Source organism: Enterococcus sp. DIV0755b (assembly GCF_051713765.1).
GTDB lineage: Bacteria > Bacillota > Bacilli > Lactobacillales > Enterococcaceae > Enterococcus_C > Enterococcus_C canintestini.
Window position 1 is genome coordinate 2155634 of the sequence record NZ_JBIOQN010000001.1, and the last position, 26059, is coordinate 2181692.

Annotated in this window: 16 protein-coding genes, 14 tRNA genes and 3 rRNA genes; 4 read left to right on the forward strand and 29 right to left on the reverse strand. The window is 39.4% G+C overall.

Annotated features, from left to right (window positions below):
- Positions 1-14 precede the first annotated feature (14 nt).
- From topA to IGI65_RS10310, 7 genes are all read right to left on the reverse strand, one after another.
- Positions 15-2093 carry a type I DNA topoisomerase gene (gene topA, locus IGI65_RS10280; RefSeq protein WP_071865554.1) on the reverse strand — a complete coding sequence of 693 codons (2079 nt, stop codon included), beginning with the start codon at positions 2091-2093 and terminating at the stop codon, positions 15-17.
- 118 nt (positions 2094-2211) lie between these two features.
- Positions 2212-3078 carry a DNA-processing protein DprA gene (dprA, locus tag IGI65_RS10285; protein WP_438774171.1) on the reverse strand — a complete coding sequence of 289 codons (867 nt, stop codon included), beginning with the start codon at positions 3076-3078 and terminating at the stop codon, positions 2212-2214.
- Between the two features lie 60 nt (positions 3079-3138).
- On the reverse strand, positions 3139-3906 hold the full coding sequence (locus tag IGI65_RS10290; RefSeq protein ID WP_095007179.1) for a ribonuclease HII: 768 nt from the start codon (positions 3904-3906) through the stop codon (positions 3139-3141).
- Positions 3887-4756 (reverse strand): ribosome biogenesis GTPase YlqF, encoded by an 870-nt coding sequence (ylqF, locus tag IGI65_RS10295; protein WP_071865557.1) that lies wholly within the window; start codon positions 4754-4756, stop codon positions 3887-3889. The genes IGI65_RS10290 and ylqF overlap by 20 nt, the downstream gene beginning before the upstream one ends.
- A gap of 253 nt (positions 4757-5009) precedes the next feature.
- Complete coding sequence (gene tuf, locus IGI65_RS10300) at positions 5010-6197, reverse strand: elongation factor Tu (protein ID WP_071865558.1); 1188 nt, start codon at positions 6195-6197, stop codon at positions 5010-5012.
- A 256-nt stretch (positions 6198-6453) separates the two neighbouring features.
- Positions 6454-7458 carry a nucleoid-associated protein gene (locus tag IGI65_RS10305; protein ID WP_438774172.1) on the reverse strand — a complete coding sequence of 335 codons (1005 nt, stop codon included), beginning with the start codon at positions 7456-7458 and terminating at the stop codon, positions 6454-6456.
- A gap of 140 nt (positions 7459-7598) precedes the next feature.
- Positions 7599-8693 carry a serine hydrolase domain-containing protein gene (locus IGI65_RS10310; protein ID WP_438774173.1) on the reverse strand — a complete coding sequence of 365 codons (1095 nt, stop codon included), beginning with the start codon at positions 8691-8693 and terminating at the stop codon, positions 7599-7601.
- Positions 8694-8822: 129 nt separating this feature from the next.
- On the opposite strand from IGI65_RS10310, the gene IGI65_RS10315 reads away from it, so the two are divergent.
- The 3 genes from IGI65_RS10315 to IGI65_RS10325 all read left to right on the forward strand — a co-directional run bounded on the left by IGI65_RS10315 (position 8823) and on the right by IGI65_RS10325 (position 10776).
- Entirely contained in the window at positions 8823-9674 is an 852-nt protein-coding gene (locus IGI65_RS10315) for an aldo/keto reductase (protein WP_438774174.1), read from the forward strand.
- 1 nt (position 9675) lies between these two features.
- The gene (locus tag IGI65_RS10320; RefSeq protein ID WP_071865562.1) at positions 9676-9933 is read left to right on the forward strand and encodes a hypothetical protein; all 258 of its coding nucleotides are present in this window, start codon (positions 9676-9678) and stop codon (positions 9931-9933) included.
- Positions 9934-10071: 138 nt separating this feature from the next.
- The gene (locus tag IGI65_RS10325) at positions 10072-10776 is read left to right on the forward strand and encodes a hypothetical protein (RefSeq protein ID WP_438774175.1); all 705 of its coding nucleotides are present in this window, start codon (positions 10072-10074) and stop codon (positions 10774-10776) included.
- 99 nt (positions 10777-10875) lie between these two features.
- Here IGI65_RS10325 and IGI65_RS10330 read toward each other — a convergent pair whose 3' ends face one another.
- Positions 10876-13287: a hydroxymethylglutaryl-CoA reductase, degradative gene (locus IGI65_RS10330; protein WP_438774176.1), complete on the reverse strand. Its 2412-nt coding sequence runs from the start codon at positions 13285-13287 to the stop codon at positions 10876-10878.
- A gap of 212 nt (positions 13288-13499) precedes the next feature.
- On the opposite strand from IGI65_RS10330, the gene IGI65_RS10335 reads away from it, so the two are divergent.
- On the forward strand, positions 13500-14663 hold the full coding sequence (locus IGI65_RS10335; RefSeq protein WP_438774177.1) for a hydroxymethylglutaryl-CoA synthase: 1164 nt from the start codon (positions 13500-13502) through the stop codon (positions 14661-14663).
- 49 nt (positions 14664-14712) lie between these two features.
- Here IGI65_RS10335 and hisS read toward each other — a convergent pair whose 3' ends face one another.
- The 21 genes from hisS to IGI65_RS10440 all read right to left on the reverse strand — a co-directional run bounded on the left by hisS (position 14713) and on the right by IGI65_RS10440 (position 25879).
- Positions 14713-15996: a histidine--tRNA ligase gene (gene hisS / locus IGI65_RS10340; RefSeq protein ID WP_438774178.1), complete on the reverse strand. Its 1284-nt coding sequence runs from the start codon at positions 15994-15996 to the stop codon at positions 14713-14715.
- A 226-nt stretch (positions 15997-16222) separates the two neighbouring features.
- Positions 16223-16528, reverse strand: coding sequence for a nucleotide pyrophosphohydrolase (locus IGI65_RS10345; protein ID WP_071865566.1), 306 nt, complete (start codon positions 16526-16528; stop codon positions 16223-16225).
- 166 nt (positions 16529-16694) lie between these two features.
- Positions 16695-16767, reverse strand: a tRNA-His gene (locus IGI65_RS10350).
- Between the two features lie 58 nt (positions 16768-16825).
- Positions 16826-16910, reverse strand: a tRNA-Leu gene (locus IGI65_RS10355).
- Positions 16911-16931: 21 nt separating this feature from the next.
- A tRNA-Cys gene (locus IGI65_RS10360) sits at positions 16932-17002 on the reverse strand.
- A gap of 41 nt (positions 17003-17043) precedes the next feature.
- A tRNA-Gln gene (locus IGI65_RS10365) sits at positions 17044-17115 on the reverse strand.
- An 8-nt stretch (positions 17116-17123) separates the two neighbouring features.
- Positions 17124-17196: transfer RNA gene (locus tag IGI65_RS10370), tRNA-His, on the reverse strand.
- A gap of 13 nt (positions 17197-17209) precedes the next feature.
- Positions 17210-17283 (reverse strand) — tRNA-Trp (locus tag IGI65_RS10375).
- An 11-nt stretch (positions 17284-17294) separates the two neighbouring features.
- Positions 17295-17375, reverse strand: a tRNA-Tyr gene (locus IGI65_RS10380).
- Position 17376: 1 nt separating this feature from the next.
- Positions 17377-17452, reverse strand: a tRNA-Phe gene (locus IGI65_RS10385).
- A gap of 16 nt (positions 17453-17468) precedes the next feature.
- A tRNA-Asp gene (locus IGI65_RS10390) sits at positions 17469-17544 on the reverse strand.
- A gap of 8 nt (positions 17545-17552) precedes the next feature.
- A tRNA-Val gene (locus tag IGI65_RS10395) sits at positions 17553-17625 on the reverse strand.
- Between the two features lie 13 nt (positions 17626-17638).
- Positions 17639-17710 (reverse strand) — tRNA-Glu (locus tag IGI65_RS10400).
- A 14-nt stretch (positions 17711-17724) separates the two neighbouring features.
- Positions 17725-17813: transfer RNA gene (locus tag IGI65_RS10405), tRNA-Ser, on the reverse strand.
- A 42-nt stretch (positions 17814-17855) separates the two neighbouring features.
- Positions 17856-17929: transfer RNA gene (locus IGI65_RS10410), tRNA-Asn, on the reverse strand.
- Positions 17930-17935: 6 nt separating this feature from the next.
- A 5S ribosomal RNA gene (gene rrf / locus IGI65_RS10415) occupies positions 17936-18051 on the reverse strand.
- A 79-nt stretch (positions 18052-18130) separates the two neighbouring features.
- Positions 18131-21045, reverse strand: a 23S ribosomal RNA gene (locus IGI65_RS10420).
- A 178-nt stretch (positions 21046-21223) separates the two neighbouring features.
- Positions 21224-21296, reverse strand: a tRNA-Ala gene (locus IGI65_RS10425).
- A gap of 84 nt (positions 21297-21380) precedes the next feature.
- A 16S ribosomal RNA gene (locus tag IGI65_RS10430) occupies positions 21381-22939 on the reverse strand.
- The 16S, 23S and 5S rRNA genes sit together here with 14 tRNA genes alongside, the layout of an rRNA operon.
- A 769-nt stretch (positions 22940-23708) precedes the next feature.
- On the reverse strand, positions 23709-25196 hold the full coding sequence (locus tag IGI65_RS10435; protein WP_438774179.1) for a HAMP domain-containing sensor histidine kinase: 1488 nt from the start codon (positions 25194-25196) through the stop codon (positions 23709-23711).
- Positions 25193-25879, reverse strand: coding sequence for a response regulator transcription factor (locus tag IGI65_RS10440; protein ID WP_071864925.1), 687 nt, complete (start codon positions 25877-25879; stop codon positions 25193-25195). The genes IGI65_RS10435 and IGI65_RS10440 overlap by 4 nt, the downstream gene beginning before the upstream one ends.
- Positions 25880-26059 lie beyond the last annotated feature (180 nt).

The window sequence follows — 26059 nt, forward strand, 5'->3', positions numbered from 1 at the left end:
GCCTTTTGTATGATTTATTTTTGCACGTTTTCTTCGTAGTCGCCATTAATACATACGACTTGTTTGCCACCTTTGACTTTTTTCTCCACCAAATACTGGCCACATTTTGGACAATCGCGACCAACTGGTTTATCCCAAGAAGTAAAGTCACAATCTGGATAGCGCGAACAGCCATAGAATAAGCGGTTTTTCTTAGATTTTCTTTCGATGACTTGACCTTCGTGACAAACAGGACAAGTCACACCGATTTCTTTAACGATGGGTTTTGTGTTACGACAGTCAGGAAAATTACTACAAGCATAAAATTTTCCATAACGGCCCAATTTAATCACCATTGGATGGCCACAAACATCACAGTCAAAGCCTGCTGGTTCATCTTTAATTTGAATTTTTTCAATTTTTTCTTCCGCAGTAGTCAGTTCAGCTTCAAAAGGTTTGTAGAAACGATCGACAACTTTAATCCAGTTTTCTTTACCTTCTTCTACCTTATCTAAATCTGTTTCCATTTCAGCAGTAAAGTTCACATTGACGATTTGAGGGAAGAATTCTTCAATTAATGAATTCACAATTTCCCCTAATTCAGTTGGTTCAAATCGCTTTTGTTGGAGTTTTACATAATAGCGGCGTTGAATCGTTTCAATAGTCGGCGCATACGTGGAAGGACGGCCTACCCCTTTTTCTTCCAAAGTCCGAATCAACGTCGCTTCACTAAAGCGTGCTGGCGGCTGTGTGAAATGTTGTTTTGGTTCAATGTCAACTGCTTTGACCACATCACCGACAACCAATTCAGGTAAAATATTTTCTTTTTCTTCTTTCCCGTCGTCTGTACCTTCTACGTAAACCTGCATAAAGCCTTTAAATTTAACCTTTGAACCATTGGCAATAAAGATAACGCCATTTTGTTCCAATGTCACTTTCATCGTATCTAAGATAGCCGGTGTCATTTGGCTGGCAACAAAACGTGACCAAATTAGCGTATAAAGTTTTAATTGATCTTTATCCAAATATTTTTTCATTTCATCCGGCGTCCGCATTACACTAGTAGGCCGCACTGCTTCATGGGCATCTTGTGCTCCTTGTGCATTTTTTACTTTCTTGTGGCTATGAGAAGAATACTCTTTACCATAAGTTGTTTCAATAAATTCAGCTGCTTCAGCTTTAGCGGAATCTGCAATTCGTTTTGAATCCGTCCGCATATACGTAATCAAACCAACTGTTCCTTGTTTACCTAAAGCAATCCCTTCATAAAGCTGTTGGGCTACCATCATCGTTTTACGAGTACGAAAATTAAGCTTACGAGCAGCTTCTTGTTGCATACTACTGGTGGTAAAAGGTGCAGCAGGATTACGTTTGCGTTCTTTTTTCTCAACTTTGGTAACCGCGTAATCTTTCCCATCTAACCGGCTGGTGACTTCCTTAATACTTTCAGCATTGGGTAATTTTTTCTTCTTACCATCGACACCCCAAAAATTCGCTTTGAATTTTTTGCGTTCTTTTTGAAAATTACCATCAATTGACCAATATTCTTCGGGAATAAATTGGCGAATTTCTTTTTCGCGATCGATAACCATTTTTAAAGCAATAGATTGTACGCGACCTGCACTTAAACCTTTTTTAACTTTTCGCCATAAAATAGGACTAATCGAGTAACCCACTAACCGGTCTAAAACTCGGCGTGCTTGTTGGGCATCAACTAAATCTAAATCGATAGTTCGCGGTTCTTTAAATGCTGCTTTAACTGCATCTTTTGTGATTTCATTAAAGACGACCCGATTTTTATCTGCTAAATCAAGATTTAATAAATGAGCTAAATGCCAAGCAATTGCTTCTCCTTCACGGTCCGGGTCACTTGCAAGATAAACTTTTTGCGCTTTTTTAGCCGCACTTCTTAAACTTTTGATAACATCGCCCTTACCACGAATGGAAATATAGTGAGGTTCATAATTATTTTCGACATCAATCCCCATTTTGCTTTTTGGCAAATCTCGAATATGACCTACACTGGCAACGACTTTATAGTTTCGCCCGAGGTACTTTTCGATTGTCTTGGCTTTGGCCGGTGACTCAACAATTACTAAATATTTATATGCCATATTAAAATGATGGCTCCTTCCTAACATTTTTACTACTATATTATACTTGAAATTTTGTAACCAAATCGTAGGTAATCATATCCATTAAAAAAATGTTTGTCAAGGAAGGCAATTAATCTTATTCAAAATTTGGCATCTCTTCTAAAATATCTTTTAAGGAAATAATACATTTCGCACCATCTTGAATTAGCTGTAAACAACCGGTTGAACGTCCATTTAATATATCACCTGGAAAAGCAAAAACTTCTGTACCTGTATCAAGTGCCAATTGCGCAGTTGTAAGCGAACCACTTTTGGCCCGCGCTTCGACGACACATACTGCTTGTGCTACCCCCGCAATAATTCGATTGCGCATAGGAAAATGATATTTTCTAACCGGTGTCCCGTATGGATATTCACTAATCACTAGTTGTTTTTTTAACATTTCCCAATAAATTGAAAAAACTTCTTTAGGATAACAAATATCTAAGCCACAACCCACAACGCCAATGGTATTTCCAAAAGACTGCATGGCAGCTAAGTGACTATAGCTATCTACCCCTTTTGCTAAGCCACTAACAATTGTATAGCCTTGAACTGACAAAGGTGGAACAAATTTTTTAACAATTTCTTGCCCATAGGCAGATACATTACGTGAACCGACAAAAGCAATAACTTTTTCTTGTTGTAATAATTCAATTTTACCTTCATAAAATAAAACAAAAGGCGGCTGTGGAAGTTGTCTTAAGCGTTCAGGATAAAGTGGCGAATCCAGTGTAATGTATTTTTGCCCCTTTAATTTTTGCTGCAAAACTTCTTTAGTCAAAAAATTCCAGTCATTGCAAAAAACAAAAGTATCACATCTTTTGGATAAAAATGGACGCAATTCACTGGCAGTAAAATCAAAATATTTCTGCTTTTGCGCGTATTCAAAAATACGCCATTTCGTAATGATACCGGCACCTTTAACTAAAGCTAATTTTAATAAAAACCACTCTCTATTCATAAAAAAACCTTCTTTCTACTTATCTTCAAACTAAAGATACGCAAAAAAGAAGGAAAATTTTTATAAATATTTTTTTACCGGTGCAAAACTCTTCCGGTGAATTGGTGAAATACCATGCTGCGCCAAACCATTTAAATGATCTTTTGTCCCATAGCCTGCATTTTTGTCAAAAGCATAAAAGGGAAAAATTTGATGGTATTCTTTCATTAAATTATCCCGCATTTCCTTGGCGATAATACTGGCTGCGGCGATAGAAACAGAACGTGCATCCCCTTTGATTAAATTATCTTGCGGCAGATCACAATCTAATTTCACAGCATCGACTAGTAAATGAGTAGGTTTTATTGTCAGGTCTTCTAAAGCAAGTAGCATCGCTTTTTTACTGGCTTGTAAAATATTGATGCGATCAATTTCCTCGTGATCTACTACACCAATTCCAACACTCACGGCCTGAGCTTGTATTTCAGCGTACAATTCTGCTCTTTTTTTAGCTGACAATTGCTTGGAATCATTTAAGCCTAAAATTTCAATATTCGCAGGTAAGACTACGGCTGCGGCTACTACTGGTCCAGCTAAAGGTCCTCTACCTACTTCATCGATCCCTGCCACAAAACGGTGCCCCTTTTGGTACAATTCTCGTTCAAAACGCGTCATTTCAAAATACTGATCTTTTAGTGCCTGCTCTTTTTCTAGGCGACGATAAAATTGCTGCAATAATTTTTGCACTCCTGATCTTTTATCCTCCGCTAAAATAGTCAGATAAGGATCGTGAGCATCTGTTAATGTTGCGAGTTTTAATTTTATTTCTTTAATTGCTTCTGCTTTCATAAAAGGCTCCTGCTTCTTCATATCGATCTAAAGTAAACGGTCCTAATTTACTTTGACGTATTTCAACGACAACCAATTCACTCCCGCGATCATAATCATCTCGAAATCCTCTTTTTTCGGTAATTAGCATTAGTAATTCTGGTAGGGGAAGCTCCTCATCTGCCAACGTCAAATGATAGCGTTTGGCTACGCGACCAGGGTAATAGCGCGTAAAAAAGTCCAAGCCATACAATGCGATATCATCTAAATGTAATAACTGATCTTTAATCGCACCGGTGAGGGCTAATTTTTTACCAATTTCAGCATCTTCAAATTTAGGCCATAAAATTCCTGGTGTGTCTAAAAGCTCTAGTTCGCTACCAGACCGCAACCATTGTTGTCCTTTTGTCACTCCAGGTTTATTTCCCGTTTGGGCGATTTTTTTACCTACCAACCGATTCATTAAAGTAGATTTACCGACATTGGGAATTCCAATCACCATAGCCCGAATGGCCCGTGGTTTAATCCCACGCGCTTTATCTTTTGCAAATTTAGCTGCTAAAACTGTTTTGGCTTTAGCGACAATTTTTTTAGTCCCTTGATTTTCTAAAGCATTCAAAGCTAAGGCAGCAAATCCTTGATTTTCAAAATAATTTTGCCATTTTTGAGTTTGCTCAGGATCCGCTAAGTCTGCTTTATTTAATATCACTAAGCGTGGCTTTTGCTGTAAAATTTGATCTAATAATGGATTTCTTGAAGATAGTGGTAATCTAGCATCAACTAATTCAAAAACAATATCAACAAACTTTAATTTTTCAGTAACTTCCCGTTTGGCTTTTGCCATGTGTCCAGGGAACCATTGAATTGTCATTTTAGGCAACTCCTCTCATTTAACACACATCTTTGGCATTTTAACATGAAAATTCACAATTTAAAATGTGTTCTATTGAGTTTTTAGCTTTATATAATCTATTTTAGCCCTCTAATAAGGGGCATATAAATAACTAGGATGAAAAAATATAGGAACTACTTTAGCCTTCAAGTAAAATTTCATCGTCGCAATAAATTTCACCTAAAAAAAGACACACTGCAAATTTGCAGCGTGCCTTTAAAAGAAACTAAAATTAGTTTTCGATTTCAGTTACCATACCTGAACCAACAGTACGTCCACCTTCACGAATTGAGAAAGTAGTCCCTTTTTCAACCGCGATTGGATGAATCAATTCTACTTCAATTGTAACGTTATCACCAGGCATTACCATTTCAGTTCCTTCAGGTAATGAAATGTTACCAGTTACGTCAGTTGTACGGAAGTAAAATTGTGGGCGATAGTTATTAAAGAATGGAGTATGACGTCCACCTTCTTCTTTTGTTAAGATATAAACTTCACCTTTGAATTTTGTATGTGGTGTAATTGAACCTGGTTTAGCTAAAACTTGACCACGTTCGACTTCATCACGAGTAATCCCACGTAATAATACCCCGACGTTATCGCCTGCTTCACCATAATCCAAAGTTTTACGGAACATTTCCAAACCAGTTACAACAGCTTTTTGTGTTTCTGGTTTAATCCCGATAATTTCAACTTCATCACCAACGTTAACTTTACCACGGTCAATACGACCTGAAGCAACAGTACCACGGCCAGTGATAGTGAAGACATCTTCTACTGGTAACAAGAATGGTTTGTCATTGTCACGTTCTGGAGTTGGGATGTATTCGTCCACAGTGTCCATCAAGTTCATGATGACTTCTTCTTGTTCTGGGTCGCCTTCTAATGCTTTTAAAGCAGAGCCACGGATAACGGGAATATCATCACCAGGGAAATTGTATTCGTTTAATAGTTCACGAACTTCCATTTCAACAAGTTCTAATAATTCTTCGTCATCAACTAAGTCTGTTTTGTTCAAGAAGACGATTAAATATTTAACCCCTACTTGACGTGCTAATAGAATATGTTCACGAGTTTGTGGCATAGGACCATCAGTTGCAGATACAACTAAAATGGCACCATCCATTTGGGCCGCACCGGTAATCATGTTTTTAACATAGTCCGCGTGCCCTGGAGCATCGATATGCGCATAGTGACGTTTTTCTGTTTCATATTCTACGTGTGCAGTGTTAATTGTAATCCCACGTTCACGTTCTTCTGGTGCAGCGTCAATACTTGCGTAATCTTGTGGATTTGCTAATCCTTTTTTACCTAAAACAGTCGTGATTGCGGCAGTTAATGTCGTTTTACCATGGTCGACGTGTCCAATAGTCCCGATATTAACATGTGGTTTACTTCTGTCATAATGTTCTTTTGCCATTAATAAAACCTCCAATAATTATTATCAGCGGGTCAAACATTGCTGACTCTCTGATATCTATTATAGACTTTTCCTTACAATTGTAAAAAATTTACGCTTGTAAATTGCTTACTTTTTATAAGTTTTTATCTGACTCTTATTATAGGTCAATTTTAGTCAAAGTCAAAAGATATGTCTTGGGTCAAAATAAGTTGAAATTTCCAACTAAAAAAAGCCAAAAGAAAAAAGCCATCGCTTCAAAACGACAGCTTTTAACTTATAACCGATTAATCACATCTTCTACATTTTTAATCATCACTGAAATTGTGCCATCGGGATTATTAGTAAACTCAATTAAATTAGGGTCGCGATAAACTTCTAGTGGTACGATTAATTCGATACCATTGGAAAGTTTTAATTTTTGTTTGCTGTATTTTTTTTCGGTAATCTCTTTTACTTCTCTTAACAATGGTGCCTCATTGACAAAGCCCTTCTCTACTACTTCTTCTTCAAAAGCCATTTGGGCGGTAATATTGTCTTTAAAAACTTTTTGTGCGACTTCTTTTACTTCTAGCTGTCCTTTTTCTTCAATCGCTTCATAAACAGCGTCTTTTACATCAGCGACAATGTCATGACTTGCTGCTTCATATTTTTTGCCAATTTTTTCAGCTACTTTTTTTATAACTTTAACATTTTCTTCCAGTGACGGGATGGGTTGACTTTCGATGACCCGCGTTGAAAAATAGAACCCCTTTTCACCAGAAAAAGTATATTTCTTTTCAATTAATTCATACACCATCTCCGTTAAGTCAATGGTAATCCCTTCATCTGCTTTTTGTGTTTTGCCAGCTAAAATCGCACGGTTAATAATAAGTTGATTGTTTAGTCCTGTTTCTGTCGCATCCACAAAATGTGTAAAGCCGTCATTATAATTAACTTTTAAAAACGCCAACTGCATTTTTGTATCTAATTCATATAAAACGACAAAAACATCCGCACTAGGCGCATCTTCACTTTGACTGTAAATGTCATACCAACGGGCGACTAATTGTTCAGATACTTGGACAAAATCATCTTGTGCTTGACTTGCTAATGCCTCAAAAGCAGAACCTGGCACTAAACTTCCCGTTTTTGTTTGTGCACTTGCTAGTTTTTGAATTTTCTTTGTCAAGTAATCCCGAATATATTCTGTCGTTAGATCCAATTCCATTTGAGAGTACACAGGATCGCCACTTTGACGATCAATAATATGCAAAATTGCTTTTTTTAAATAGATATCCATTGTCTTCGCTCTTTTCTTAAATTAACATTCTGTTCTAGTGTACAGAAAAAAATAACGAAAAGACAAGTCTTTCCGCTATTTTTAAATGGATTTTACTTAAAAAGATAAAATTCATCCTCATTTAGCCTCATTAAAATAATTTAAAGAGCCACAGTAAAATCGTAAATTTCTGTTGCTAACTGTTCGTCACCGCCAACAGCTGGTTGATTGGCAAATAGAATAACCAAGTTTTGATTACTTTCATCACCGTAAACAAAAGTATCATAACCTCCCAGTGAACCATGAATGCTTTTTAGTCCTTCATCATGCCAAATACCACCGGCGTAACCAGCATTTTCTATTTGTGCTAACTGTTTATACTCTTTGGCTGTTAAAATTTTGCCATTTGTTAAACCTTCTTGCACCTTCAACATATCATCAATGCTCATAAATAAGTTTCCTGCTCCTAATAAACTAGAAAAAAGAGCTTTATCTGCGTGAAAGGCATCATCTTGATAGTCCTTACCATCTTTGTAGCAATAGGCAATTGGTAATGTCATTTTAGGCGGACGCTTTTCCCAGGAAAATGTACGTTTCAAATGCAGTGGTGTAATAATTTTATTCTGCAGAACAGTCTCATACTTTTCACCTGTCAGCTGACTAATTACACCCGACAACAAAGTATAATTTGCGTTAGTATATTGAAAACTATGATCTTCTCCTACGTTAATCTCACTTAAAACATAGTTTAACTGATCTTCTTCTAACCCCAGTAGTTTACCAGGGTTACTTTCAGCCATTTGAATTCCTGAGGTATGATCTAAAAGTTGCCGGATTTTAATATCAGCAAGCTCTGGATGATCAGGATAAAACTCTGCTAATTTGGTATCGTAAGAAAGTTTTCCAGACGCTACTAATTGAGCAATTAAACTACCCGTCATAAATTTTTGTAACGAAGCAATTGGATATGCCAAACGGCTAGAATTTCTTTTGAGACGACCAAAATTGGCATAGCCATAAGCACTACGATTGATGACAGCACCGTTTTTAACCACTAATACCACGCCTTTAAAATGCTCTTTATTGACCATTTGGCTAATATCTGCCTTGACTAAAGGATTACTTTGTACCAGCATACTGGAGACTGTAGTTGTCTCTTTGGTACTATCTGGTAAAGGTGTTTTTACGAACTGCCAGACAATAATAAATAATGCACCGAATACCACACTTATCATTAACCAATATCTCTTTTTCATGAAGTTGCCTCTTTTCTGGTGCTGATTATACTGCAAAGAGGAAAATTTGTTTACTAAAAACAAAATGAAAGAAAAAAATCAATAATTACGCTACACTAAGAGTAACAAATAGAATTGGAGGCTTTAAAGATGGAAAATCTTACATCAACTTACACTCTGGCAAACGGCGTCAAAATCCCTAAAGTCGGTTTTGGCACTTGGCAAACTCCTGACGGGGATGTTGCGGTAGAATCTGTTAAAGCAGCGCTAGCAGCCGGCTATCGCCATATTGACACTGCTCAAGGTTACCATAATGAAAAAAGTGTCGGTAAAGGCATCAAAGACAGTGGTGTACCACGTTCTGAAATTTTTTTAACCACAAAATTATGGAATGAAAATCATAGTTATGATTTAGTAATGGAAAGTTTCGCCCAATCATTAAAAGAACTTGATACAGATTATGTTGATTTATTCTTAATACATTGGCCTAATCCTGTGACCTTTAGAGATAACTGGCAAGAAGCTAATGCCCAAACTTGGAAGGCAATGGAAGAATTATACGAAGCAGGTAAAATCAAAGCGATTGGTGTCAGCAATTTCTTACCCCATCACCTTGATGAGTTAAAAAAGACTGCTAAAATTATGCCACAAGTTAATCAAATTTTCTTAGCACCAGGTGAATTGCAACCTGAAGTCGTGAAATATGCCCAAGAACATGATATTTTATTAGAAGCATATAGTCCTCTTGGCACAGGTAAAATTTTTAGTGTTCCGGAAATGCAAACAATTGCCGCCAATCACAATAAATCAATTGCTCAAGTTGCTCTTCGTTGGTCATTACAACACGGCTTTTTACCATTACCAAAATCTGTTCATGCCGACCGAATTAAAGAAAACAGTGAAATCTTTGACTTTGAATTAACTGAAGAAGAAATGGCTACTATTAACCAATTGGATGGGGTTGTCGGTAAAGCGAAAAACCCTGATACTGCAAACTTTTAAGATGACAGAAGAAAATGTACAACAGCGGCTGCAAAATTTACCCACTGCAGTTTTGAACGCTATTCATTCTGATTTCGTTTTCTTAGTTTGGCCTAAAAAAGTTCAACATTTTCCAGCTAGAAATTGGCGTCAAGCACAATTTAAAAAGACCATTTCCGACTATTTTACTACTCCAATTTATACTACTTTTCAAAATTATTCGGTAGTATTTGAAAAAAATAGTGACTTAATCCTGATTTTACCGGGAATGGAACAATAATAAAGACAATGGTTGTCATATTTTACGACAAATTTGGCAATCATTGTCTTTATTTTCACTTTTTTTACATTATCGCTTTTCATTTACGCTAACTTTTCTTATAATCATAAAGAACTCAATTCAGAAAAGGAGATATTTATGAAGAAGAAACAAAAACAAAAATTATTAAAACAATTTCGTCCTAATTTTGAACAAGTCCGTTTACAATTATTCAACGAGATCGTTTCAAAAGCCAAAAAAGATTATAATTTAAGCTTGGATATTTTCATCGATCCGAAGAAAAAAGACGATATGACAGTAGCCTTTAACAATGGACAACAGGTCCAACAATTCACTGTACCAATGGATGAAAATTTCAATACCGTGGTTAAACGGATTCAAAAACAAGAAAAAGGATTATTGGATCGCTTTAGTACCAATCTAGCTGACAGTATCGCTTCTTACCTACAACCGAATTTACCACAAGGATTGTCAAGTACCACCGCTGCAGACAGCCAAGAAGTTGTAGAAGAACCAGATACTAAACAAGCAACACCACAAAAAGAAACTGAAAAAAATAATGTTGCTGAAGTTCAAGATGAGAAAAAAGAGAACCACGATGCCATGACGGTCGCTAATTTTGTAGAAAAAATTGAAAGCTTCCCTAAATTTACAGTTAAAACCACTGGCGATCACTATGAAGTTATCGAAAAAACGCCAAAAGAAGAACGGCTATTAGCTACTGTGGCAAAAGATAGTGACGCATTTACAATTGAAAAAGCGTTGGATCGAAAATACAAATTGAAAACAGATGTCATTCCAATTATTGAGGCTTTTGCAGCAACTCCTGTTTCGGACCGCTAATAAAAAGTAAAATAAACAAGTTTTACTTTCAATCACAGCTCATTACATTAAAAAGAACAGGTCACATTGAAGTGACCTGTTCTTTATTTTAACCCATTATCACTCGTCGCGTAGTTGTGCTAAAATTTTCTTTGCTGTTGCTTGATTCATCTTTGCTTCTTTTTGCAAAGCCTGACTAACTACTGCGATTTCACTTCCCTTAGCGCCAACTGTCATTGCTAAAGAACGTGATTGTAATGCCATGTGGCCTTTTTGAATACCTTCTGATACTAAAGCTCGTAACGCCGCTAAGTTTTGAGCTAATCCTACTGAGGCGACCACTGCTGCTAATTCTTTTGCATCAGAAACATCCAAAATATTTAACGCAACTTGGGCTTTTGGTAAGACTTTTGTTGCACCACCGACAGTGGCAATTGCAAGTGGTAAAACTAAGCGACCTTTCAAATACTCACCGTCTAATTGCCACTCACTTAAGCCTTCATATTGGCCATTACGAGCTGCATAGGCATGGGCTGCGGCTGCCACTGCTCGCGTATCGTTTCCAGTGGCTAAAATAACACCATCCACGCCATTCATAATTCCTTTATTATGAGTAGTAGCACGATATGGATCTTTTTTAGCATAGTCACTTGCTACAACGATCTTTTCTGCTACTTTATAGCCATTTCCGCCCTTGGCTAAATTACTAACTGGCACCTGACAACTTACTTCAACTAAAGACTCAGTTGCTAAGTTACTTAAAATACTAAAGAGAATGTTTTCTGTCGGAAAAACTGTGCGTAATTTCGTAGCAACACCTTCTAAAATACCATTAACAATATTAGCGCCCATGGCATCTTTTACATCTACTTTTAAATCAACCGAAAGATAATTTTCAATTTGACGCCAGCTGACTTCTTTTAGCCCACCCCCGCGTTTGACAATCGAAGGATAACTTTCCCTAGCAACATCAAATAGCAATGATTGATTCTGTTCCAACCATGTAATTAATTTTTTTGCATCCACTACATCATAAAAAACGATTTGACCTCGTAATAATCGTTCTTTAATCACAGTTTTAAAGCTTTCTGCCATTTTTGCACCATAACTACAAGCGGCAACAACTGAAGGTTCTTCTGTTGCAAGCGGAACGAGATACTCTTTATCATCTACCACCAGATTTAATGCCAAGCCCATTGGCGTTTGTGTTTCACTAATTTGATTTTCAATCATGTGATTGGCAATAGTGGAATCTAATGCAGTCTTTTGTAATTCGGCTGTTTGACTCGCAGTCAGCTTGCCATCATTTTGTAACTTATCTAAACGCTCAGTTTGACTCATTTGATAGAATTTTTTTTTTTGAATATTTTGGTTGGGACTTTTAAGTAGCATCGCTAAACCTAACCCACCACCAATACATAAAGAAGCTACCCCATACTTTTTATCTTCTTGTTGTAACTGATGACTAAGGGTCGTTAACAGGCGGGCTCCAGTGGCACCAATGGCATGCCCTAAAGAAATACCACCACCGTATTGATTCACTTTATTGTGATCTAAGCCTAGTTCTCTTTCTACCGCTACAGAAGAAGCAGCAAAAGCTTCATTAATTTCAAATAAATCGATGTCTGCCACCGTTTTTTCTTGAGTCGCCAATAATTCAGTGACCGCTTTAATTGGGGATACTCCCATAATAGCAGGATCGATTCCAACTTCACTAAAGCCACATATTTCAGTTAAATAAGGCAAGTTGTGGCTATCTGCATACTCTTTAGTAGCCAGCAATAAAACAGCCGCCCCATCATTAATGGTAGAAGCGTTACCAGCTGTTACCGTCCCATTTTCTTTAAAAACGGTCCTTAGCTGACTTAACTTTTCAACAGAACTATCTGCTCTTATTCCTTCATCTTGGCTCATCATGCCTACTTTGGTTTGAATCGGCACAATTTCTGCTTCAAAGGCACCCTTTGCTTGTGCTTGGGCTGCTTTTTTTTGAGAAAAAACAGCAAATTCATCTTGTTGACGACGGGAAACTTGGAAATCTTCTGCCACTTTTTCAGCAGTAAGCCCCATGTGCTTTTGACTAAAGGCATCCGTTAGACCGTCCACAATCATCGCTGATAGTGGTTCACCATATTCATTTGTTTCATAATTAAAATGGCGCAATTCAGGAGCATTGGTCATGCTCTCTGTTCCCCCTGCAATGGCAACTTCTCCTTGGCCTAATTGCAGACTTTGCCAAGCCATAATAACAGCTTTCATGCCAGAACCACATACTTCATTAACAGTTGTTGCCGGAACTTCATAAGATAAGCCACTATTTAGACTAATTTGTCTTGCCACATTTTGACCATTTCCAGCCTGTAAGACATTACCAAATATAACTTGTTTAATATCAGCTTTTACTTCAGGATAACGTGATAATAAGGATTTAGTAACTGTAGTACCTAGATCAACAGCACTATATTGGGCTAACGCCCCCTTATACTTTCCGATTGGACTGCGCAAGGCAGCAACAATGACTATTCTTTTCAAATGTAGCACCTCCATTAGGGAATATATCATTTCTTTGATAAAAAAAAAATAACCTTAACTAATTCTGACCATTTGGAATCCAAAGTTTAAATAAACTTTAAATTATAAAATAATTTTTTCGTCAAAAACCTTTTTTTATGCTACCTTATAATAGCAAATATGACTGCAAAAGTAACACATCAAAAGAAAAACTTTAAGATAGGGGTTTGTTTATGAAGGTTGGAATAGATAAAATTAGCTTTTTTGTACCACCATACTATGTTGACATGGCCGAATTAGCAACAGCACGGGCAGTTGATCCTGGGAAGTATTTAATCGGGATTGGACAGTCACAAATGGCGATTGGTCCAAGTAGTCAAGATATTGTCACCTACGCTGCAAATGCTGCCAGCAACATTTTAACTAAAGAAGATAAAGAAGCTATTGATTTAGTTATAGTTGGAACAGAATCGAGTTTTGATGAATCTAAGGCAAGTGCAGTCATTTTACATCGCCTATTAGGGATTCAAGAGTTTGCTCGCGCTTTTGAAATAAAAGAAGCCTGTTATGGGGCAACTGCAGGAATTGAAGCAGCTAAAAATCACATTCGGCAACATCCTAAAAGTAAGGCACTCGTGATTGCTGCTGATATCGCTCGATATGGTTTAAATAACGGCGGTGAACCAACACAAGGAGCCGGTGCTGTGGCGATGATTATTAGTAGTGAACCAAAAATATTAGCTTTAAGCGATGATACTGTGAACTTAACGCAAGATATTTATGATTTTTGGCGACCAACAGGACATGCTTATCCGTTAGTAGATGGTCCATTATCAAATGAAACTTATATCAATTCTTTTAAAAAAGTTTATACACGTTATGAAGAAATTTACCAGGAAAGTTTTGATACATTTGCAGCACTAGCCTTTCATATTCCTTATACCAAAATGGGGCGCAAAGCTTTGCAAGCTGTTTTACCCAAAGCTACACCACAAGATCAAGAGCGTCTTTTAGCCCGTTATGAAGAAAGTATTACTTATAGTCGGCAAGTAGGAAATCTTTATACTGGTTCTTTATATTTAGGGCTCATCTCTCTTTTAGAAAACAGTACATCATTACAAGCAGGAGATAAATTGGGACTTTTCAGTTATGGCTCAGGTGCCGTTTCGCAATTTTTCACTGGAATACTGCAATCGGGCTATGAAAAACAGTTATTCCCTGATCATCACAAAGCTTTATTAACAAATCGCACCAAGCTTTCTGTTTTTGAATATGAAGAAATGTTTAAAGAAGCAGTAGATTACAACGCTACAACAACTTTTAATGATCCTTTACCATTTAGTATTACCACTATTAAAGATAACATCCGCTTTTATCGTAATGAAGATACAAAGTAAATAAAAAGGCATGTACCATCTTAAATACAGATGGTACATGCCTTTTTTGTTAATTACTGTAATTTTTAAAATAGTCATTTAAATGGGAAATGGCAACTTTTTCTTCTGTTCCTTTTTCCATATCTTTAATCACTACTTTTTGTTCTTCCACTTCATTATCACCGATAACCACCACTAGTTTAGCCCCTAGACGGTTAGCGGTTCTAAATTGCGCTTTTAATTTACGGAAATCAATATCTCGTTCACAAGTTAAACCTGCATGACGAGCACTTTGAGCTACAGCTTGTGCTAAAACATTGCCTAATTGATCCATACAGGCTACATAAACGTCGATACTTTCATCGATAGGGATTTCCTTTCCTTCAGCTTCAACGGCAATCAAAGCTCGTTCTATTCCTAATGCAAATCCAAAACCAGTATCTTTATCAACTGGTCCTCCAAATTCACTAATTAAGCCATCATAACGTCCACCAGCACAAATCGTTGTTAAAACGCCACCAAAACCTTCAGCTTCACTCATAATTTCAAAAACAGTATGGTTATAATAGTCAAGACCACGAACCATCCGGTGATCGACTACAAAAGGAATATTTAAAGCATCTAACATACCTTTTACTTCATTAAAGAAAGTAGCACTATACTCATCCAAATAATCTAAAATAGAAGGTGCATTTTCAACAATTGCCTTATCCTTTTTATCTTTACTATCTAATACACGTAATGGATTTTGATGTAATCGACGCTTAGAATCTTCGCTTAATTGTTCTTCTACTGTTTCTAAATAAGCAATCAATGCCTCGCGATAACGCAAGCGACTTTCTTTATTTCCTAAAGTATTAATCACTAACTTCACATGACTTACGCCTAGTTTTTGATAAAAATCTAGCGCCATTGCCATCGTTTCTACATCTGTAGCTGGATTTTTACTGCCAATTACTTCTACACCAATCTGATGAAATTGACGTAGACGCCCCGCTTGAGGTCGCTCATAGCGAAACATGGGACCTACATAGTATCCTTTAAAAGGGTTAATATGTTCTGGGCCAAATAATTTATTTTCTACATAACTACGAACTAAAGGAGCCGTACCTTCTGGACGCAAAGTAATGTGGCGTTCTCCCTTATCAAAAAAATCATACATTTCTTTAGTTACGATATCTGTTGTTTCCCCCACACTTCTAGCTACTACTTCAAAGTGTTCAAAAATTGGTGTACGTAGCTCTCTAAAATTATATTCACCAAAGACTTTACGTGCAGTATCCTCTATATATTGCCATTTAGCAGAATTTCCAGGTAAGATGTCCATGGTTCCTTTTGGTTTTTGATATTTCATCAAATAACTCCCTTCAAAGATGTTCAGAAATACTATATCACTTTCCTTGCTAGGTTACTAGTTTGAATCAGCACACATTGTCTTAAAACGATGTGTTAAATTAAAAGTTTTAACAGAGACATTCAATTTTTAAACAAAAAAAAATCATAATAAATTACTTTTTTTCTCAAAATTTTAACTTTTATCAACACTAGCACATAAAAAATAAGCTTAAACGAAATTTTTATTATTTTGTAGGCTTGGGATATTTAATAGCATTTTTATCTAATTTTTCAGCAATAATTTCATTGATATCAAAGCCTAAATTATCTGCTAACATGTAACTATAAATCAATACATCTGCAATTTCTTCTTTCAGGTGTTCTTGGTCTAAATTACCTTCCTCAGAAGTTTTCCATTGGTAGATTTCTAGTAATTCATTCGCCTCTAACGAAATAGATAGCGCTAAATCTTTCTCATTATGAAATGGACGCCAATTTCTTTCATCCCGAAACTTATTAATCTTTTTCATCGTTTCTTGTGTATCATTCATCATTTTTCCTCTTTTCTCTCATTCATCCTTGCCATTTTAATATAAAAACGCATTTAAAACAAAAATAGAATATGCTAACTTAAGTGAATAGCTTCATCTCAATCAGAACAAAAGGTTATTTCGTAAACAAAAAAGACTCAGCAGATTTCTGCTGAGTCTACATTAGGGCGATCGATGGGAATCGAACCCACGAGTGCCGGAGCCACAATCCGGTGCGTTAACCACTTCGCCACGATCGCCAAAATCCTATTTAATTTCAAATAAAAAACTAAGATGAAATATCATCTTAGTTTTTTATACCGGCGGCCGGGGTCGAACCGGCACGCCCTCAACGGGCACTGGATTTTGAGTCCAGCGCGTCTGCCAATTCCGCCACGCCGGCATAATTAAAATAGTAGTACTAAGGCGCTAACCGGATTTGAACCGGTGATGAAGGTTTTGCAGACCTCTGCCTTACCACTTGGCTATAGCGCCATTATACTATTAAAACAAATATGATTTCAACAAGAAATCAACTGGGGTAGCTGGATTCGAACCAACGCATGAGGGAGTCAAAGTCCCTTGCCTTACCGCTTGGCTATACCCCAATGTAAAGGGCGATCGATGGGAATCGAACCCACGAGTGCCGGAGCCACAATCCGGTGCGTTAACCACTTCGCCACGATCGCCGTATTAAATTAATGGCAGGGGCAGCAGGAATTGAACCCACACTAACGGTTTTGGAGACCGCTGTTCTACCTTTAAACTATGCCCCTAATAAAGCAAATGGAGGAGAGTGGATTCGAACCACTGAACCCTAAGGAACGGATTTACAGTCCGTCGCGTTTAGCCACTTCGCTACTCCTCCGTGGTGGCGCGGGACAGAATCGAACTGCCGACACATGGAGCTTCAATCCATTGCTCTACCAACTGAGCTACCGAGCCAATTTAAAATTTATAATGGCGGTCCCGACGGGACTCGAACCCGCGATCTCCTGCGTGACAGGCAGGCGTGATAACCACTACACTACGGGACCACACTATATGGGGGTTAACGGGTTCGAACCGCTGACCCTCTGCTTGTAAGGCAGATGCTCTCCCAGCTGAGCTAAACCCCCAATTAAATTTTAATGATCCGTACGGGATTCGAACCCGTGTTACCGCCGTGAAAGGGCGGTGTCTTAACCACTTGACCAACGGACCAGTCAGTTTAAATACGGAGAGTAAGGGATTCGAACCCTTGAGACAGCTGTAGCCATCTACATGATTTCCAATCATGCTCCTTCGGCCTCTCGGACAACTCTCCAGAGTGAAAGAAGCTCAATACTCTTTCTCAAACAATTGAGAACTCCGGCAGTAGGACTCGAACCTACGACATCATGATTAACAGTCATGCGCTACTACCAACTGAGCTATGCCGGAATAACCGCGTGGCGACGTCCTACTCTCACAAAGGGAAACCCTTCACTACAATCGGCGCTAAGAAGCTTAACTTCTGTGTTCGGCATGGTTACAGGTGTATCCTTCTCGCTATCGCCACCACACTATTTAATTAAGTGAATTTCATTCACTCAAAACTGGATCTTGAAGTTATCAAAACTCTTTCCGAGTTTTTTTTTTACTTTGGTTAAGTCCTCGATCGATTAGTATCAGTCCGCTCCATACATCACTGTACTTCCACTCCTGACCTATCTACCTGATCATCTCTCAGGGATCTTACTTTCTTTAAGAAATGGGAAATCTCATCTTGAGGTGGGCTTCACACTTAGATGCTTTCAGCGTTTATCCCTTCCCTACATAGCTACCCAGCGATGCCTCTGGCGAGACAACTGGTACACCAGCGGTAAGTCCATCCCGGTCCTCTCGTACTAAGGACAGCTCCTCTCAAATTTCCAACGCCCGCGACGGATAGGGACCGAACTGTCTCACGACGTTCTGAACCCAGCTCGCGTGCCGCTTTAATGGGCGAACAGCCCAACCCTTGGGACCGACTACAGCCCCAGGATGCGACGAGCCGACATCGAGGTGCCAAACCTCCCCGTCGATGTGGACTCTTGGGGGAGATAAGCCTGTTATCCCCAGGGTAGCTTTTATCCGTTGAGCGATGGCCCTTCCATGCGGAACCACCGGATCACTAAGCCCGACTTTCGTCCCTGCTCGACTTGTAAGTCTCGCAGTCAAGCTCCCTTCTGCCTTTACACTCTGCGAATGATTTCCAACCATTCTGAGGGAACCTTTGGGCGCCTCCGTTACCTTTTAGGAGGCGACCGCCCCAGTCAAACTGCCCATCTGACACTGTCTCCCACCACGATTAGTGGTGCGGGTTAGAGTGGCCATAACACAAGGGTAGTATCCCACCATTGCCTCCTTCGAAACTAGCGTCCCGATCTCTACGGCTCCTACCTATCCTGTACATGTGGTACAGACACTCAATATCAAACTACAGTAAAGCTCCATGGGGTCTTTCCGTCCTGTCGCGGGTAACCTGCATCTTCACAGGTACTAAAATTTCACCGAGTCTCTCGTTGAGACAGTGCCCAAATCGTTACGCCTTTCGTGCGGGTCGGAACTTACCCGACAAGGAATTTCGCTACCTTAGGACCGTTATAGTTACGGCCGCCGTTTACTGGGGCTTCAATTCGTACCTTCGCTTACGCTAAGCACTCCTCTTAACCTTCCAGCACCGGGCAGGCGTCAGCCCCTATACTTCATCTTTCGATTTTGCAGAGACCTGTGTTTTTGATAAACAGTCGCTTGGGCCTATTCACTGCGGCTGACCTTGCGGTCAGCACCCCTTCTCCCGAAGTTACGGGGTCATTTTGCCGAGTTCCTTAACGAGAGTTCTCTCGCTCACCTTAGGATTCTCTCCTCGACTACCTGTGTCGGTTTGCGGTACGGGCCGTTGTCTTCTCACTAGAAGCTTTTCTCGGCAGTGTGACATCAGAAGCTTCGGTACTATTATTTCCCTCCTCATCACAGCTTGTCCTTATAGAAATAAGCATTTGACTCATCTCAAGACTTACTGCTTGAACAGACATATCCATCAGTCTGCACTTCTTAGCCTCCTGCGTCCCTCCATTGCTCAAACAAATACAACGGGTACAGGAATATCAACCTGTTGTCCATCGCCTACGCCTGTCGGCCTCGGCTTAGGTCCCGACTAACCCTGGGCGGACGAGCCTTCCCCAGGAAACCTTAGTCATTCGGTGGACAGGATTCTCACCTGTCTTTCGCTACTCATACCGGCATTCTCACTTCTAAGCGCTCCAGCAGTCCTCACGATCTACCTTCAACGCCCTTAGAACGCTCTCCTACCAATACACCTTACGGTGTACTCCACAGCTTCGGTAGTATGTTTAGCCCCGGTACATTTTCGGCGCAGGGTCACTCGACTAGTGAGCTATTACGCACTCTTTAAATGGTGGCTGCTTCTGAGCCAACATCCTAGTTGTCTGTGCAACCCCACATCCTTTTCCACTTAACATACATTTTGGGACCTTAGCTGGTGGTCTGGGCTGTTTCCCTTTCGACTATGGATCTTATCACTCACAGTCTGACTGCCGAATATAAATGAATGGCATTCGGAGTTTATCTGAATTCGGTAACCCGAGATGGGCCCCTAGTCCAAACAGTGCTCTACCTCCATCATTCTTCACTTCGACGCTAGCCCTAAAGCTATTTCGGAGAGAACCAGCTATCTCCAAGTTCGTTTGGAATTTCTCCGCTACCCACACCTCATCCCCGCACTTTTCAACGTACGTGGGTTCGGTCCTCCAGTGCGTTTTACCGCACCTTCAACCTGGACATGGGTAGATCACATGGTTTCGGGTCTACGACTACATACTCATTCGCCCTATTCAGACTCGCTTTCGCTGCGGCTCCGTCTCTTCAACTTAACCTCGCATGCAATCGTAACTCGCCGGTTCATTCTACAAAAGGCACGCTATCACCCATTAACGGGCTCTAACTTGTTGTAGGCACACGGTTTCAGGATCTATTTCACTCCCCTTCCGGGGTGCTTTTCACCTTTCCCTCACGGTACTGGTTCACTATCGGTCACTAGGGAGTATTTAGCCTTGGGAGATGGTCCTCCCGGATTCCGACGGAATTCCTCGTGTTCCGCCGTACTCAGGATCCTCCTAGGTGCCTTCCAAATTTCGTCTACGGGGTTTTTACCCTCTTTGACTGACTTTTCCAAGTCATTCGACTATCTGAAAGAACTACCATATCGGAGTCCTACAACCCCAAGATGCAAGCATCTTGGTTTGGGCTGGTCCCTTTTCGCTCGCCGCTACTTGGGGAATCGATTTTTCTTTCTCTTCCTGCAGGTACTTAGATGTTTCAGTTCTCTGCGTCTACCTCGTATACGCTATGTATTCACGTATACGTAACATCCTATAAAAGATGCTGGGTTCCCCCATTCGGAAATCTCTGGATCATAGCTTACTTACAGCTCCCCAAAGCATATCGGTGTTAGTCCCGTCCTTCATCGGCTCCTAGTGCCAAGGCATCCACCGTGCGCCCTTATTCACTTAACCTTATAAGACCTTTCGGTCTGGTTTTGAGCAGTTCTTCTAGCGATAGAAGCTTACTCAAGAAAATAAGCAATTGAACTTATTAAAAAACTCATTCAACGCGGTGTTCTCGGTTTGTTTTGATTTTTTTCTTCAAGTATCCAGTTTTCAATGAACAAATTCTGACAACTTTAGTTGTCAATGGAGCCTAGCGGGATCGAACCGCTGACCTCCTGCGTGCAAAGCAGGCGCTCTCCCAGCTGAGCTAAGGCCCCGTCGTACTTTTAAGTTGAGAGTAGACCTCTCAAAACTGAACAAAGACAAGTTACAAACTGTGTAGTTTCCGTAATATTCCTTAGAAAGGAGGTGATCCAGCCGCACCTTCCGATACGGCTACCTTGTTACGACTTCACCCCAATCATCTATCCCACCTTAGGCGGCTGGCTCCAAATGGTTACCTCACCGACTTCGGGTGTTACAAACTCTCGTGGTGTGACGGGCGGTGTGTACAAGGCCCGGGAACGTATTCACCGCGGCGTGCTGATCCGCGATTACTAGCGATTCCGGCTTCATGTAGGCGAGTTGCAGCCTACAATCCGAACTGAGAGAAGCTTTAAGAGATTAGCTTAGCCTCGCGACTTCGCAACTCGTTGTACTTCCCATTGTAGCACGTGTGTAGCCCAGGTCATAAGGGGCATGATGATTTGACGTCATCCCCACCTTCCTCCGGTTTGTCACCGGCAGTCTCGCTAGAGTGCCCAACTAAATGATGGCAACTAACAATAAGGGTTGCGCTCGTTGCGGGACTTAACCCAACATCTCACGACACGAGCTGACGACAACCATGCACCACCTGTCACTTTGCCCCCGAAGGGGAAGCTCTATCTCTAGAGTGGTCAAAGGATGTCAAGACCTGGTAAGGTTCTTCGCGTTGCTTCGAATTAAACCACATGCTCCACCGCTTGTGCGGGCCCCCGTCAATTCCTTTGAGTTTCAACCTTGCGGTCGTACTCCCCAGGCGGAGTGCTTAATGCGTTTGCTGCAGCACTGAAGGGCGGAAACCCTCCAACACTTAGCACTCATCGTTTACGGCGTGGACTACCAGGGTATCTAATCCTGTTTGCTCCCCACGCTTTCGAGCCTCAGCGTCAGTTACAGACCAGAGAGCCGCCTTCGCCACTGGTGTTCCTCCATATATCTACGCATTTCACCGCTACACATGGAATTCCACTCTCCTCTTCTGCACTCAAGTCTCCCAGTTTCCAATGACCCTCCCCGGTTGAGCCGGGGGCTTTCACATCAGACTTAAGAAACCGCCTGCGCTCGCTTTACGCCCAATAAATCCGGACAACGCTTGCCACCTACGTATTACCGCGGCTGCTGGCACGTAGTTAGCCGTGGCTTTCTGGTTAGATACCGTCAAGGGATGAACTTTTTACTCTCATCCTTGTTCTTCTCTAACAACAGAGTTTTACGATCCGAAAACCTTCTTCACTCACGCGGCGTTGCTCGGTCAGACTTTCGTCCATTGCCGAAGATTCCCTACTGCTGCCTCCCGTAGGAGTCTGGGCCGTGTCTCAGTCCCAGTGTGGCCGATCACCCTCTCAGGTCGGCTATGCATCGTGGCCTTGGTGAGCCGTTACCTCACCAACTAGCTAATGCACCGCGGGTCCATCCTCAAGTGACGCAAAAGCGCCTTTCAAATAATAAACATGTGTTTACTATTGTTATGCGGTATTAGCACCTGTTTCCAAGTGTTATCCCCCGCTTGAGGGCAGGTTACCCACGTGTTACTCACCCGTTCGCCACTCCTCTTTTTCCGGTGGAGCAAGCTCCGGTGGAAAAAGAAGCGTTCGACTTGCATGTATTAGGCACGCCGCCAGCGTTCGTCCTGAGCCAGGATCAAACTCTCATAAAAAGTGTTTGAACAGTCATCAGACTGTTAAGCTCAATAAAATTAACTTTGCTAGCTATTGCTTGCATGTTGTTTGCTTCTATAATAGAAGCGCCCTACACATTGGTTCGTTTGCTTGCTTTGTTCAGTTTTCAAAGGTCTACATCAGCTGTTAAAAGAATGTGTTTAGAAATCAACTTACTGTCGTTCCTCATTTATTTAACCACTTGATTGTTGCTTTTTAAATGTTTCAGCAACTCTTATATCTTATCAGCTGACGTTTTGTTTGTCAACCGTTTTTTTCAAAAAGTTTTAAAAACTTTTTGAAACGATATTTCAATAACTTGCTTTTTAATAACAACAACTCTGCCAGTTTAACATCTTGTAAAGCAGATGTCAACAACTTTTTTAGTTGCTATTTGTTGCTGTAAATAACAAATAGTTACAACAGCTTCATTAGAATATCACGCTGACTAAGTAACGTCAAGTAGTTTTTTTACTTTTCTTTCAGAACGTTCTATTCCCTTGGAACAAATATTAATATAGCAATTCTGAATATAAAAAGCAACAAAAAACATCAATAAATTCCGATTTTTTTCATGACCGAATTTTCCACTTATAATCTGATTAAATAAAGCATTTTCCACCAAAAAATGACGTACAATAATATCTTTGCGGTAAAAATTATTCGCTTGTATTACCTGCTAAATTTGATAATAAAAAACTATAGAGCCAAAATTACTATCTGGTAGCAATTTTACTTCTATAGTTCATTTAAATATTTTGCGATATTTTATTTAATCGGAATAAAAATTTTGAAAATTGTTCCTTGTCCCACAACGCTATCGACAGTCAGTTCACCTTTATAACTATCAATTAATTGTTTTGCAATAGATAATCCTAAGCCGTTGCCACCTTTAGTACGCGCTCGCGCTTTATCCACGCGATAAAAACGATGAAATATTTTTTCTAAATCTTCTGGTGCGATTCCTTCCCCAAAATCTTGAATATCAATTTCAAAAAAAGCGCCACTATTTCCAATCTTCAAATGTACTTCTTTGCGATCAGTCGAATATTTCACAGCGTTATCCAAAATAATAATAATAACTTGTTCAAAATGATTTCGATAGATTGCTAACGTTTCTTCTTCTGCTAGATCATCATCTATCGTAAACAAAAACTCAGGATAGAGCATTTTAAAGTTATTAAAAACTTGATACGTTACTTCTTTTGCCTGGGTTGTTTCGTTGGCATAGTGTAACTCCACTTGTTCCGCCCGAGATAAATCGAGCATTTCTTGTACTAGGCTTTTCATACGACTAATTTCTTGCTGGCTGGCAACGAGTGCTTCATCTAAAATCTCAGGATCGTTTTTACCCCAACGTTGTAGCATGCTCAAATGACCTTCAATAACGGCTACTGGTGTACGAAGTTCATGAGAAACATCTTCAACAAATTGCTTTTGTTGTTCAATATACATGCGCATTCGTTCTAACATGTCGTTAAAGATTTCTGCTAAATCAGCTAGCTCATCATCTGTATCAATTTTAGGCATATAGGCATCTGACTCTGGATCTTTTCTGATAGTATCCATTGTATCGCGTAATACTTTTAACGGCTTCAAAAAATAAGTAGATAAAAAGAAACCTAAAAAACTTGATAAAATTAGAGAAACGACTTCTAAAATAATTAAAGTTAATAATAGCTTACTACGTATTTCATAAAATGAAGATAATTCATAAAAAGTCTGGGCATAGCCAATTTTTTCTCGGGTAACTTTTGAAAATATTGGGTGGATTGATAAAAAACCAGTATGGCCGTTTATAGTAATAATTGTTGGTTCTTTGCGTTTTGTTTGAACGAGATCAAATTTATTTTCATGAGTTTTTAATATCGGTTCTTGTTTTAGATTATAAACGTATAAGTTGAGTTGTTGCTGTCCTAATTCAGATACAAATTGATCGAGCTTCAAAATATCCTTATCCAAATAAGAAATTGCTTCTGGCGTCCGGTTTTCTTCAGAAATTTTAGCAATAGCAAAATAGGCACTTTGCGTGGTGAGTTCTTCTTCAGAATTAGACAGACGAGAAGTTACTTCAGAAATAACCTCTTCAACATTGTGGCGCTCTTTTGCGACAATTAAATTAATTGAAGATTTATAAGTAATTACAGCAAAAATGGTAAAAACAATAAATATAAAGAAAGAACTTGCAAAGGCCCACTTAATTGTTAAAGATGGGCCTTTCAGTTCTTTGTTAAAAGATTTATTTTTTTTGCTCACGAGCGCATCACATAGCCAGTTCCCCGTACAGTTTGAATATAGCTCTCATCCCCGGGAACATCAATTTTATTGCGCAAATAACGGATATAAACATCCACGACGTTTGTTTCGACTTCTGTTTCATAACCCCAAACTTTATTTAACAAAACATCTCGTGCTAAAACAACATTCACATTTTCCATCAATGTTAACAATAACTCGTACTCACGCTTAGTCAATTCAATAACCTCGTTGCCTCGACGCACAACACGGTTTTCTTTTTCAATGACTAAATCACGATACGTAATCGTTGTCTGTTTAGCAACATTTTTGTCACCTTCAATGTCGATACGACGAAGTAAAGCACGTAGGCGAGCTAATAGCTCCTCAATTGCAAAAGGCTTCACGATATAATCGTCTGCGCCATGATCCAAGCCAGAAACCCGATCAATCACAGAATCTCTTGCTGTCATCATGATAATCGGTGTATTCTTCACTTGACGTACTCTACGACATACTTCTAAACCGTTTAATTCTGGCAACATCAAATCTAATAAAATAGCGTCCCAATCATTATTTAATGCTGCATCTAAACCTGTACGTCCGTTATAATGAACCTCTGTATGATACCCTTCATGCGTTAGTTCTAATTCTACGAAACGAGCTAAGTTTTTTTCATCTTCAATAATTAAAATATTACTCATTTGATCTTAGATCCCTTTTCTTTATAAATTTTTGTTCTAAAAAAAATGGTTGTTTTTTTATTAAAATACTATAGTCATTTTACCATGAAACAATGAAAGAAAAAAGAGCTATCTGAAAATCTTATTAGTGTATTAATAAGTAGCAAAACTCTTATTCGTCAACAGTTTTCCTAATCGTAA

Coding starts and splice junctions, on each gene's coding strand:
- topA (WP_071865554.1), bottom strand. CDS start 2,093: ATGGCATATAAATATTTAGTAATTGTTGAGTCACCGGCCAAAGCCAAG.
- dprA (WP_438774171.1), bottom strand. CDS start 3,078: ATGAATAGAGAGTGGTTTTTATTAAAATTAGCTTTAGTTAAAGGTGCC.
- IGI65_RS10290 (WP_095007179.1), bottom strand. CDS start 3,906: ATGAAAGCAGAAGCAATTAAAGAAATAAAATTAAAACTCGCAACATTA.
- ylqF (WP_071865557.1), bottom strand. CDS start 4,756: ATGACAATTCAATGGTTCCCTGGACACATGGCAAAAGCCAAACGGGAA.
- tuf (WP_071865558.1), bottom strand. CDS start 6,197: ATGGCAAAAGAACATTATGACAGAAGTAAACCACATGTTAATATCGGG.
- IGI65_RS10305 (WP_438774172.1), bottom strand. CDS start 7,458: ATGGATATCTATTTAAAAAAAGCAATTTTGCATATTATTGATCGTCAA.
- IGI65_RS10310 (WP_438774173.1), bottom strand. CDS start 8,693: ATGAAAAAGAGATATTGGTTAATGATAAGTGTGGTATTCGGTGCATTA.
- IGI65_RS10315 (WP_438774174.1), top strand. CDS start 8,823: ATGGAAAATCTTACATCAACTTACACTCTGGCAAACGGCGTCAAAATC.
- IGI65_RS10320 (WP_071865562.1), top strand. CDS start 9,676: ATGACAGAAGAAAATGTACAACAGCGGCTGCAAAATTTACCCACTGCA.
- IGI65_RS10325 (WP_438774175.1), top strand. CDS start 10,072: ATGAAGAAGAAACAAAAACAAAAATTATTAAAACAATTTCGTCCTAAT.
- IGI65_RS10335 (WP_438774177.1), top strand. CDS start 13,500: ATGAAGGTTGGAATAGATAAAATTAGCTTTTTTGTACCACCATACTAT.
- hisS (WP_438774178.1), bottom strand. CDS start 15,996: ATGAAATATCAAAAACCAAAAGGAACCATGGACATCTTACCTGGAAAT.
- IGI65_RS10345 (WP_071865566.1), bottom strand. CDS start 16,528: ATGAATGATACACAAGAAACGATGAAAAAGATTAATAAGTTTCGGGAT.
- IGI65_RS10440 (WP_071864925.1), bottom strand. CDS start 25,879: ATGAGTAATATTTTAATTATTGAAGATGAAAAAAACTTAGCTCGTTTC.